Origin of the sequence: Pseudomonas sp. HMSC065H01 (assembly GCF_001815235.1) — a bacterium.
Taxonomy (GTDB): domain Bacteria; phylum Pseudomonadota; class Gammaproteobacteria; order Pseudomonadales; family Pseudomonadaceae; genus Pseudomonas; species Pseudomonas aeruginosa.
Genome location: NZ_KV819895.1, coordinates 236,954 through 248,311, shown reverse-complemented (window position 1 = coordinate 248,311; position 11,358 = coordinate 236,954). Strand labels below are relative to the sequence as shown.

The following is an 11,358-nucleotide window of genomic DNA, read 5'->3' as shown; positions in this document are numbered from 1 at the left end:
CCATGGCCGGCCTGCAGCACGCGCGGATCGGCGCCTTCCTCGAGGTCGCCAGCGCCAGCCTGGCCGGGCACCGCTTCGAGAAGCACAGCCACGACGAGTTCGTCATCAGCGCCAACCTCTGCGGATTGGAAGATGTCTGGCTGGATGGCCGTACCTTCCAGGCCGACAGCGGCGACCTGACCCTCTACAACCCGGGGCAGATCCAGGGCGGCGGCGTCCGCGACGGCCAGCCCTGGCGCTTCGCCAGCCTCTATCTGCCTGCCGCCGAACTGGCGAGCAGCCTGGATCTTTCCTCCGTCGAGTTCGACCGCCCGCTGCTGCGCAGTCCGGCGCTGGGCCGCGAGTTGGCCGCCAGCATCGAAGCCTTGCTGGCCAGCGACCGTTTCGCCCGCGAACGGGGCGAGGAGCGCCTGCTGGATTTCCTTGGCCGCCTGCTGGCGGCGAGCGGCACCCGCCTGCCGCAGAGGGCCGATCCTGGGCGCCCGGCTGTCGCCCGCCTGCAGGCGCTGCTCGCCGAGCGCCTGGCCGAACCGCCGGACCTGGATGAGATGGCGGAGCAGGTGGGCCTGTCGAAATACCACCTGCTGCGGGCGTTCAAGAAGGCCACCGGGCTCAGCCCGCGCCAGTGGAGCATGCAACTGCGCACCCGCCGCGCCCTCGGCCTGTTGCGCCGTGGCCTGGCGGTGGGCGAGGTGGCCCACGCCCTGGGCTTCGCCGACCAGAGCCACCTGACCCGTTACTTCACCAGCGCCTACGGCATTTCGCCGGGCCGCTACCAGCGCGCCGTGCGCGGCTGAACTGCGCAATCCGGTTCAAGTCGGCGGAGCCGCCGGCCGGGATAATCCGACGTCCCACCACGGAGTCGTCGTTCCATGCTCGCCATCTTCCTCGCCGCCTTGCTGTTCGGTTTCGCCTTCAATGTTTCCCCTGGCGCGGTGTTCAGCGAAACGCTGCGCCGCGGTTTGACCGGCGGCTTCCGCCCGGCGTTGCTGGTGCAACTGGGGTCGCTGATCGGCGATGCCGTCTGGGCCCTGCTCGGGCTTACCGGACTGGCGCTGCTGCTGGGCTACGAGCAGGTGCGGATTCCCCTGACCCTGGCCTGTGCCGCCTACCTGGCCTGGCTCGGCGTGCAAGGCTTGCGCGACGCCTGGAGTCCGCCGCTGGCGGCGGAGGATGCCGGCGAGCAGGGGCGCAACGCCTTCGGCGCCGGCGCGGCGATCTCCCTGTCCAATCCGAAGAACGTGGTCTACTGGGGTGCCCTCGGCAGCGCCCTGGCGGGGATCGTCGACGGCACGCCGAACCAGGCGCAGTCGCTGGTGTTCTTCGCCGGTTTCATGCTCTCGTCGCTGATCTGGTGCTTTTGCTGCGCGGCGCTGGTGGACTGGCTGCGGCGCAACACCTCGCTGTTCTGGCACCGCGTCAGCTACGCCGGTTGCGGCGTGCTCCTGCTCGGCCTGGCGGGACTGGCGCTGCGCGGGCTGTAGACGCGCCTCAGGCCGGCGCCAGGCGCCGCCGCAGCAGGCGTTGGCGCAGGCTTTCGAACCTGCCGAGGTCGACATGCCGGGCATGGTCGCCGACGACGATCCGGCCGTCGGGCAGCTCCGCCCAGTGCTGTAGTCCGCCCTCCAGGTCCAGTTCGCCGTAGCGGATGCGCAGCGCCCGGCCGGATTCGAGGTGCCAGAGCTGGGCGAGGTCCCGCGAGCGATGCGGTTCCAGCCACGGCGCCAGGAGCAGCCAGCCTCCGTCCAGGGCCTGGAGCTTCAGGTAGGGGCCTTCGGCCAGGCCGTCCAGCGAGTGGCTGCGGATCTCGCCGCTGTCGAGCCGGCCTTCGCAGAGCGTTTCACGCTCCAGCCAGACGATGGTCCCGGGCGCCGCCGAGGTCGGTTGCGCCGGATCGGCGGGCAGATCCTTGCCGACGGGGAACGGCAGGGGCTGGATGCGTGCCTCGCGCCATTCGAAGAACTGCCCGCGGGAGAGCAGGCAGACGCGCTGGTCCGGAGTGGTGAAGACCGCCGGCGGATTCTCGATGGAGCGCCGCGCTTGCGGCACCTCGAAGAGCAACCGCGGTTCGTCGTTGCCCTGGGCGAAGCCCGGATAGAGGAAGAACAGGCCGCGGTCGGCCAGGAGCAGGTCGTCCCCGGCCAGGCCGATGGCAAGTTCCGGGGTGCGGCGTTGGCGCAACGACTGCGCCGGCGGCAGCGGCAAGGGCGGTAGTTCGGGCGTCAACGAGGCGAGGTCGCGGGAGCGATGCAGCCAGGCGTAGGGGCTTCCCGAACGGGTCATCCTGACCCAGGCGTGCAGGCCGTCCGCCGAACTGGCCCGGCAGAGCAACGCGCCCTGGGTTTCCTCCGCGCCATCGGGCAGGCGTTGCAGCCTGGGCCATTGGCGCAGGTCCAGCAGGTCGCGGCTGTCCTCGCCCGGCAGGCGGGCGATGGCCAGGCCGGGCGCCAGGTGCTCGGCGTGTTCGAGGCAGATGTAGGCCGAAGCCGGCGCCAGGCCGGCCGGCGCGGCGGCGGGGAGGGCCGCCCGGGCGCCCTCGGGGGCGTTTTCCTGGCGCAGCGTGCGGGCGTTGTGGCCCTGCGCTGCGAGTGCATCGAGGAGGCGCTGGCTGTGGGGGGCTCCGACCACGTACAGGTTCAGGCTGTCGTCTTCGTCCAGGCGTTCCACCAACGCCAGTCCGAGGGATTCCAGCTCCTGGCCGAGGGCTGGCAGGAAATCCTCGGGAAGGTCGTCGCGCAGGCGCTCCAGCAGCGTCTCCAGTGCGGCGGAGGCCAACTGCGGGAAGCGTCCGGCATAGTCTCGGCGGAGTACGCCGAGCACGTCGGGCAGGCGGATCTTCCAATCGAAGGTAACGGGCGTGTCCATGCGTGCGATCCGTTGCGAAGTGGGTTGCGCAACGGTATTCACTGGCTGTCGCCGTTGTAAAGCGGCGGGAGGGATATCAGGTGAAGTCGCCCCAGAGTTGCTGGGCCACCGCCAACGCTACCACCGGCGCGGTCTCGGTGCGCAGCACTCGCGGGCCGAGGCGCGCGGAGTGGAAACCGGCCGCCTGAGCCTGCTCCACCTCGGCATCGCTCAGGCCGCCTTCGGGACCCACCAGGAAGGCCAGGCGCGACGGCGGCGCATGGCTGGCCAGGGGGGCGGCCACAGGGTGCAGGACCAGCCTGAGGTCATCGTCCCGCCCGCGCAGCCAGTCCTCCAGGGCCAGAGGCGGATGGATCAGCGGCAGGCTCGAACGGCCGCACTGCTCGCAGGCGCTGATCGCCACCTGGCGCCAGTGCTGCAGGCGCTTGTCGGCGCGCTCGTCCTTCAGGCGCACTTCGCAACGCTCGCTGACGATCGGGGTGATTTCCGCCACCCCCAGCTCGGTGGCCTTCTGGATCGCCCAGTCCATCCGCTCGCCGCGCGACAGGCCTTGCCCCAGGTGGATACGCAGGGGCGAGTCGGGCTGGCCGGCGAACTGCTCGCGGAGTTCGACGCGGACATTCTTCTTGCCGACCTCGACCAGCTCGCCGAGGTATTCCCGGCCGCTGCCGTCGAACAGTTGCACGGCGTCGCCCGTGGCGTGCCGCAGCACGCGGCCGATGTAGTGGGCCTGGGCCTCGGGCAGGTCGTGCTGGCCGAGGGAGAGAGGCTGGTCGACGAAGAAGCGGGACAGGCGCATGGCGATTCGAGGGTAGTGGCGACAGGCGCGCAGTTTACTGCCTGCCGCGGGGCGCTGGAACCGGCCCCCTCGGAACGAAGGGGCGGCGACGTTCAGCCCGGATCGCGGTGGTCCGGGTGGAAGTCGCTGACCGCCACGCTGACCGCGTCGCGGGTGGCGATGTCGATGCCTTCGCTGGCCACCTCGGCGAGGAAGTCGATCTGCTCCGGGGTAATCACGTAGGGCGGCAGGAAATACACCACGCTGCCCAGCGGGCGCAGCAGCGCGCCGCGCTCCAGGCCATGCTGGAAGACCTTCAGGCCGCGGCGCTCCTGCCAGGGGTAGGGCGTCCTGGATGCCTTGTCCTGGACCATTTCGATGGCCAGGACCATCCCGGTCTGGCGCACCTCGGCGACATGCGGGTGGTCGGCCAGGTGCGCGGTGGCCCTGGCCATGTGGGTGGACAGCGCGCGGTTGGCCTCGATCACCTTGTCTTCCTCGAAGATGTCCAGGGTCGCCAGGGCGGCGGCGCAGGCCAGCGGGTTGCCGGTATAGGTGTGCGAGTGGAGGAAGGCGCGCAGGGTCTGGTAGTCGTCGTAGAAGCCCCGGTAGACGGTCTCGCTGGTCAGCACCGCGGACATCGGCAGGTAGCCACCGGTGAGGGCTTTGGACAGACAGAGGAAATCCGGGGCGATGCCGGCCTGCTCGCAGGCGAACATCGTCCCGGTGCGGCCGAAGCCCACCGCGATCTCGTCGTGGATCAGGTGCACGCCATAGCGGTCGCAGGCTTCGCGCAGCAGCTTGAGGTAGACCGGGTGGTACATGCGCATGCCGCCGGCGCCCTGGATCAGCGGTTCGACGATGACCGCGGCGATCTCGTCGTGCCCTTCGGCCAGGGTGCGCTCCATATGGGCGAACATGTTCCGCGAATGTTCTTCCCAGCACATGCCGTCCGGACGCAGGAAGCAGTCCGGGCTGGGCACCTTGATGGTGTCGAGCAGCAGCGACTTGTAGGTTTCGGTGAACAGCGCCACGTCGCCCACCGACATCGCCGCGATGGTTTCGCCGTGGTAGCTGTTGGTCAGGGTGACGAAGCGCTTCTTGCGCGGCCTGCCGCTATTGAGCCAGAAGTGGTAGCTCATCTTCAGCGCGACCTCGATGCCCGCCGAGCCGCTGTCGGCGTAGAACACCCGGTCGAGCCCCGGCGGGGTGATCTTCACCAGTCGCTCCGACAGCTCGATCACCGGCTGGTGGCTGAATCCGGCGAGGATCACGTGCTCCAACTGGTCGACCTGGTCCTTGATGCGCTGGTTGATGCGCGGGTTGGCGTGACCGAACACATTGACCCACCAGGAACTGACCGCGTCGATGTAGCGCTTGCCTTCGAAATCCTCCAGCCAGACGCCTTCGCCGCGGCGGATCGGGATCACCGGCAGGCGTTCGTGGTCTTTCATCTGGGTACAGGGATGCCAGAGTACGTTCAGGTCGCGCTGCATCCAGTCGGCGTTAAGGCCCATGGGCTGTCTCCTCGGATCGATCGGCAAAGCCTATGCAATGGGGGTGAGATGAACAACCCGGCGGGTTGGGACACATCCGACAGCAGCCGCCGACGGACTCCTATGGTGGCCCAAACGGCTCTGGCGTATGCTGCGCGCCGTTGCGTCTTTGCTTTTTTCCTGGGGAGTCCGGTATGTCGTTAAGGTGGCTGCGCGCCGCGGCGTTTCTCATGTTGGGGGTGTTCAGCGCGGTGGCGCTGGGCAAGGATAAACAGCCTACGGCGATCGTCGTCGGCGCGGGCCTGGCAGGCCTGAGCGCGGCCTACGAATTGCAGAAGGACGGCTGGCAGGTCACGGTGCTCGAAGCGCGGCCGCAGGTGGGCGGGCGTTCCGGCCTGGCTACCAGCGAATGGGTCGGCAACCAGAAGGTCCAGCCCACGCTCAATGCCTACCTGGACACCTTCAAGCTGAAGCCGGTGCCGGCGCCGGACTTCGTCCGCACCCCCAGCTACCTGATCGACGGCCTGTACTACAGCAGCAGCGATCTCGCGCTCAAGCAGCCGAACGTCGCCGCCGACCTCAAGCGCTTCGAGTCGACCCTGGACGATCTCTCGGCATCGATCTCCGACCCGCTCAACCCTGCCTCGAGCAATACCCTGTTCGCCCTCGACCAGATGAACGCCGCGCGCTGGCTGGACAAGCTGAACCTGTCGCCGACCGCGCGCCTGCTGGTCAACCAGCGTATCCGTTCGCGCTACGACGAACCGTCGCGCCTGTCGCTGCTCTACCTCGCCCAGCAGGGCCGCGCCTACCGTGGCGTCGACGACCGCGACCTGCGCGCGGCGCGCCTGCCCGGCGGCAGCCAGGTGCTGGCGGAAGCCTTCGTCAAGCAGATCAAGACGATCAAGACCAAATCCAAGGTGTCGAGCATCGTCCAGGCCAAGGACGGCGTCGCCGTCAAGGCCGGCAGCGAGACCTACAAGGCCGACTACGTGGTTCTCGCCGTGCCGCTGAAGGCGCTCGGCCAGATCCAGATGACCCCGTCCCTGAGCGGTACCCAGATGTCCGCGCTGAAGGGCACCAACTATGGCTGGCGCGACCAGATCCTGCTGAAGTTCAAGCGTCCGGTGTGGGACGACAAGTCGCGCCTCTCCGGCGAGATCTTCAGCGACCAGGGCCTGGGCATGATCTGGGTCGAGCCGGCGCTGAAAGGCGGCGCCAACGTCCTGATCAACCTGTCCGGCGACAACGCCCGCGTGCTGCAGGCTTTCGGCGACCGGCAGATGGTCGATCAGGTGCTGATCCGCATGAACAAGTTCTATCCGAAGATGCGCGGTGCCTTCGCCGGCTACGAAATTCGTCGCTACAGCGCCGATCCGGGTACCGGTGGTTCCTACCTGGCCTACGGTCCGGGCCAGGTGACGCGTTTCTGGCGGATCTGGGAACAGCCGCTGTCGCGGGTCGCCTTCGCCGGCGAGCACACCGATGCGCTGTACCCCGGCACCATCGAGGGCGCGCTGCGTAGCGGCAAGCGCGCGGCCAGCCAGGTGCGCGACCTGTATGCCGGCAAGACGCCGGTGATCGAGGGCGCGCCGATGGTGGCGAAGGCCGAGAAGGTGGCCGCACCGACGACCGGCGGCGAGAAGAAGAACCCGTTCGCCTGGTTCACCCGCCTGTTCGATTGATCCCCTTCGCCGGCGCCGGAAGCTCCGGCGCCTTGCGCTTACCGGTTCGCAGCGCAATCCGGGGTTTTTTCTTAGCCTGCGAACCTATCTTGTGAATCGATGTTTCAAAGCAGAATTTTCTGCTTTAACTCGATGGATTTGCCGCTAGTCTTGAGGCTTCGCTTTTCAAGGAAGTTTTTCATGCAGTGGCGCAATACCTCATCCCGTTACGGCGTATTCAGCCTGTTCCTGCACTGGGGCAGCGCGCTGGTGGTCTTCGGCCTGTTCGGCCTGGGCCTGTGGATGCGCGAACTGAGCTATTACGACCCCTGGTACCACCCCGCGCCGGCGCTGCATAAAAGCATCGGCATCCTGCTGGCCATTGCCCTGCTGGTGCGGATCGTCTGGCGTTTCGTCAGCCCGCCGCCGCCGGCGCCGGCCAACCACGGTCCGCTCACGCGGGTAGCGAGCAAGCTTGGCCACCTCGCGCTGTACGGGCTGCTGCTGGCGGTGATCGTCGCGGGCTACCTGATTTCCACCGCCGACGGCGAACCGATCAGCGTGTTCGGCTGGTTCTCCGTGCCGGCAACCCTCAGCGGGCTGCCCGACCAGGCAGACGTCGCGGGTGAAATCCATCTCTACCTGGCCTGGGCGCTGGTGGTCTTCGCCGTCCTCCATGCCCTGGCCGCCCTCAAGCATCACTTCGTCGACCGCGACCCGACCCTAAAGCGCATGCTCGGTCGCTCGTCGAATGATCAACAACCACGTTAAGGAGAATGTCCATGCTGAAGAAGACCCTTGCCGCGCTGGCGCTCGGCTCCGCACTGTTCACCGCCGGCCAGGCAATGGCCGCGGACTACAAGATCGACAAGGAAGGCCAGCACGCCTTCATCGAGTTCCGCATCAAGCACCTGGGCTATAGCTGGCTGTACGGCCGCTTCAACGACTTCGACGGCAGCTTCACCTTCGACGAGAAGAACCCGTCGGCCGACAAGGTCAAGGTGACCATCAACACCAACAGCGTGGACACCAACCATGCCGAGCGTGACAAGCACCTGCGCAGCGGTGATTTCCTCAACGTCAGCAAGAACCCGACCGCTACCTTCGAATCCACCGAAGTGAAGGCCAACGGCGACAGCGCCGACATCACCGGCAACCTGACCCTGAACGGCGTGACCAAGCCGGTCACCATCAAGGCCAAGCTGATCGGCCAGGGCGACGACCCGTGGGGCGGCTACCGTGCCGGCTTCGAAGGCAGCGCCACCCTGAAGCTGAAAGACTTCGGCATCAAGATGGACCTCGGCCCGGCATCCCAGGAAGTCGAGCTGCTGCTCTCCGTCGAAGGCATTCGCCAGTAAGCGGATACCTGAAACGAAAAACGCCGGCGATCGCCGGCGTTTTTCATTGTGCTTCGAAAAGAATGTTCTTAAATATCCTCAAGCGGTTGCGCGGCCAGGCACTGGTCGAGGAGATGCACCAGGGTGGCCTGTTCAACCGGGGTGAGCGGGGCAAACAACTCGTCATGCACGCGTGACATGATGGCCTCCGCATGCTGGTGGATGGCCAGCCCCTCGTCGGTGAGGAAGAGCTGGAAGCTGCGCTGGTCGCTGGGGTTGCGCTCGCGGCGGACCAGGTTTCTTCCCTCCAGCTCGCGGATCTTCCGGGTGATCAGTGCCTTGTCGCGGCACATCTGGCGTCCCAGGTCCTGCAGGTTCAGCCCGCGTTGTTCGTCGATAAGCTTCAATACATGGACGTCGGGCGGGGTCAGGTCGAGTCGCTGGCAATCGAGCTCGCTCTGGATGCGCGTCCGCACATGCTGGAAGACCGCCATCAGCGCGGGCATCAGGTCGGGATTCACGGGGTAGTTCATTGGTTTGGCCGAGTAAACCTAATGTAAATGTGGTTGATCCAGTCAACTATTTTGCTTATTTTAGTTGACCTTATCAACCTTGTTTCAGGTTCTGAATATGGGCCATGGCGCCGGGTGGATAACCGGCCATCGAGCTAAAACGTTTCAGGTGTTTTCACGCGAGGCTTTCGGACGTTTACAAACACCTATGAATGTAAGTATTTTGCCTGCCTTCTTCGAGCCGGTGCAGCGCCTTCACGCTGCATCGGCCGCTTTCGCTCATGAGGACAACGCTATGCAACGAACGCCAGCCATGCGTGTACTGGTTCCGGCCCTGCTGGTCGCGATTTCGGCCCTTTCCGGGTGCGGAAAAAGCGAGGCGCCGCCGCCGGCGCAAACGCCGGAGGTCGGGATCGTGACCCTGGAAGCGCAGACGGTGACCCTGAATACCGAGCTGCCGGGCCGGACCAATGCGTTCCGCATCGCCGAGGTGCGTCCCCAGGTGAACGGCATCATCCTCAAGCGCCTGTTCAAGGAAGGCAGCGACGTCAAGGCCGGGCAGCAGCTCTACCAGATCGACCCCGCCACCTACGAGGCCGACTACCAGAGCGCCCAGGCCAACCTGGCTTCGACCCAGGAGCAGGCCCAGCGCTACAAGCTGCTGGTCGCCGACCAGGCCGTGAGCAAGCAGCAGTACGCCGACGCCAATGCCGCCTACCTGCAGTCCAAGGCGGCGGTGGAGCAGGCGCGGATCAACCTGCGCTACACCAAGGTGCTGTCGCCGATCTCCGGCCGCATCGGCCGTTCCGCGGTGACCGAAGGCGCCCTGGTGACCAACGGCCAGGCCAACGCGATGGCCACCGTGCAACAGCTCGACCCGATCTACGTCGACGTCACCCAGCCGTCCACCGCCCTGCTGCGCCTGCGCCGCGAACTGGCCAGCGGCCAGTTGGAGCGCGCCGGCGACAACGCGGCGAAGGTCTCCCTGAAGCTGGAGGACGGTAGCCAATACCCGCTGGAAGGTCGCCTCGAATTCTCCGAGGTTTCCGTCGACGAAGGCACCGGCTCGGTCACCATCCGCGCCGTGTTCCCCAACCCGAACAACGAGCTGCTGCCCGGCATGTTCGTTCACGCGCAGTTGCAGGAAGGCGTCAAGCAGAAGGCCATCCTCGCTCCGCAGCAAGGCGTGACCCGCGACCTCAAGGGCCAGGCTACCGCGCTGGTGGTGAACGCGCAGAACAAGGTCGAGCTGCGGGTGATCAAGGCCGACCGGGTGATCGGCGACAAATGGCTGGTTACCGAAGGCCTGAACGCCGGCGACAAGATCATTACCGAAGGCCTGCAGTTCGTGCAGCCGGGTGTCGAGGTGAAGACCGTGCCGGCGAAGAATGTCGCGTCCGCGCAGAAGGCCGACGCCGCTCCGGCGAAAACCGACAGCAAGGGCTGATCAAGGGGATTCGTAATGTCGAAGTTTTTCATTGATAGGCCCATTTTCGCGTGGGTGATCGCCTTGGTGATCATGCTCGCGGGCGGCCTGTCGATCCTCAGTCTGCCGGTCAACCAGTACCCGGCCATCGCCCCGCCGGCCATCGCCGTGCAGGTGAGCTACCCGGGCGCCTCGGCCGAGACGGTGCAGGACACCGTGGTCCAGGTGATCGAGCAGCAGATGAACGGGATCGACAATCTGCGCTACATCTCCTCGGAGAGTAACTCCGACGGCAGCATGACCATCACCGTGACCTTCGAACAGGGCACCGACCCCGACATCGCCCAGGTCCAGGTGCAGAACAAGCTGCAACTGGCCACCCCGCTACTGCCGCAGGAAGTGCAGCGCCAGGGGATCCGGGTGACCAAGGCGGTGAAGAACTTCCTCATGGTGGTCGGTGTGGTTTCCACCGACGGCAGCATGACCAAGGAAGACCTGTCGAACTACATTGTTTCCAACATCCAGGATCCGCTCTCGCGGACCAAGGGCGTCGGTGACTTCCAGGTGTTCGGCTCGCAGTACTCGATGCGCATCTGGCTCGACCCGGCCAAGCTGAACAGCTACCAGCTGACCCCCGGCGACGTGAGCAGCGCGATCCAGGCGCAGAACGTGCAGATTTCCTCCGGCCAGCTCGGCGGCTTGCCGGCGGTCAAGGGCCAGCAGCTCAACGCCACCATCATCGGCAAGACCCGCCTGCAGACCGCGGAGCAATTCGAGAACATCCTGCTCAAGGTCAATCCCGACGGTTCCCAGGTGCGCCTGAAGGACGTCGCCGATGTAGGCCTGGGCGGCCAGGACTACAGCATCAACGCGCAGTTCAACGGCAGCCCGGCGTCCGGTATCGCGATCAAGCTGGCCACCGGCGCCAACGCGCTGGATACCGCCAAGGCGATCCGCCAGACCATCGCCAACCTGGAACCGTTCATGCCGCAGGGCATGAAGGTGGTCTACCCGTACGACACCACCCCGGTGGTCTCGGCCTCGATCCATGAGGTAGTGAAGACCCTCGGCGAGGCGATCCTCCTCGTGTTCCTGGTGATGTACCTGTTCCTGCAGAACTTCCGCGCCACGCTGATCCCGACCATCGCCGTACCGGTGGTGCTGCTGGGGACCTTCGGCGTGCTCGCCGCGTTCGGCTTCTCGATCAACACCCTGACCATGTTCGGCATGGTGCTGGCCATCGGCTTGCTGGTGGACGACGCCATCGTGGTGGTGGAGAA

The 11,358-nt window shown here is 66.3% G+C and carries 10 protein-coding genes and 1 pseudogene; 7 read left to right on the top strand and 4 right to left on the bottom strand.

Going from position 1 to position 11,358, the window contains the following annotated elements:
- The first annotated feature begins 2 nt into the window (after positions 1 to 2).
- Complete coding sequence (locus HMPREF3014_RS17290) at positions 3 to 797, top strand: AraC family transcriptional regulator (RefSeq protein WP_003106121.1); 795 nt, start codon at positions 3 to 5, stop codon at positions 795 to 797.
- Positions 798 to 872: 75 nt separating this feature from the next.
- A complete protein-coding gene (locus tag HMPREF3014_RS17285; RefSeq protein WP_003084610.1) occupies positions 873 to 1,484 on the top strand; it encodes a LysE family translocator in 612 nt (203 codons plus the stop codon).
- A gap of 7 nt (positions 1,485 to 1,491) precedes the next feature.
- Here the strand turns inward: HMPREF3014_RS17285 and HMPREF3014_RS17280 are convergent, their stop codons facing one another.
- The 3 genes from HMPREF3014_RS17280 to HMPREF3014_RS17270 all read right to left on the bottom strand — a co-directional run bounded on the left by HMPREF3014_RS17280 (position 1,492) and on the right by HMPREF3014_RS17270 (position 5,160).
- Entirely contained in the window at positions 1,492 to 2,907 is a 1,416-nt protein-coding gene (locus HMPREF3014_RS17280; RefSeq protein WP_004346594.1) for a hypothetical protein, read from the bottom strand.
- Positions 2,908 to 2,941: 34 nt separating this feature from the next.
- A complete protein-coding gene (locus HMPREF3014_RS17275; protein ID WP_023086910.1) occupies positions 2,942 to 3,664 on the bottom strand; it encodes a 16S rRNA (uracil(1498)-N(3))-methyltransferase in 723 nt (240 codons plus the stop codon).
- Positions 3,665 to 3,756: 92 nt separating this feature from the next.
- On the bottom strand, positions 3,757 to 5,160 hold the full coding sequence (locus HMPREF3014_RS17270) for an adenosylmethionine--8-amino-7-oxononanoate transaminase (protein ID WP_003117900.1): 1,404 nt from the start codon (positions 5,158 to 5,160) through the stop codon (positions 3,757 to 3,759).
- A 173-nt stretch (positions 5,161 to 5,333) separates the two neighbouring features.
- Here HMPREF3014_RS17270 and HMPREF3014_RS17265 point away from each other — a divergent pair, with 173 nt between their 5' ends.
- From HMPREF3014_RS17265 to HMPREF3014_RS17255, 3 genes are all read left to right on the top strand, one after another.
- Complete coding sequence (locus HMPREF3014_RS17265; protein ID WP_003118815.1) at positions 5,334 to 6,824, top strand: flavin monoamine oxidase family protein; 1,491 nt, start codon at positions 5,334 to 5,336, stop codon at positions 6,822 to 6,824.
- Between the two features lie 180 nt (positions 6,825 to 7,004).
- Positions 7,005 to 7,574 carry a cytochrome b gene (locus HMPREF3014_RS17260; RefSeq protein WP_003106133.1) on the top strand — a complete coding sequence of 190 codons (570 nt, stop codon included), beginning with the start codon at positions 7,005 to 7,007 and terminating at the stop codon, positions 7,572 to 7,574.
- An 11-nt stretch (positions 7,575 to 7,585) separates the two neighbouring features.
- Positions 7,586 to 8,161, top strand: coding sequence for a YceI family protein (locus HMPREF3014_RS17255; RefSeq protein WP_003084626.1), 576 nt, complete (start codon positions 7,586 to 7,588; stop codon positions 8,159 to 8,161).
- 68 nt (positions 8,162 to 8,229) lie between these two features.
- Here the strand turns inward: HMPREF3014_RS17255 and mexR are convergent, their stop codons facing one another.
- On the bottom strand, positions 8,230 to 8,673 hold the full coding sequence (mexR, locus tag HMPREF3014_RS17250) for an effux pump transcriptional repressor MexR (RefSeq protein ID WP_003114897.1): 444 nt from the start codon (positions 8,671 to 8,673) through the stop codon (positions 8,230 to 8,232).
- A 274-nt stretch (positions 8,674 to 8,947) separates the two neighbouring features.
- Here mexR and mexA point away from each other — a divergent pair, with 274 nt between their 5' ends.
- Together mexA and mexB are read left to right on the top strand one after the other, a co-directional pair.
- Positions 8,948 to 10,099 (top strand): multidrug efflux RND transporter periplasmic adaptor subunit MexA, encoded by a 1,152-nt coding sequence (gene mexA, locus HMPREF3014_RS17245; protein WP_003118819.1) that lies wholly within the window; start codon positions 8,948 to 8,950, stop codon positions 10,097 to 10,099.
- Positions 10,100 to 10,114: 15 nt separating this feature from the next.
- A pseudogene (mexB, locus tag HMPREF3014_RS17240) lies at positions 10,115 to 11,358 on the top strand (multidrug efflux RND transporter permease subunit MexB); the annotation flags it as partial.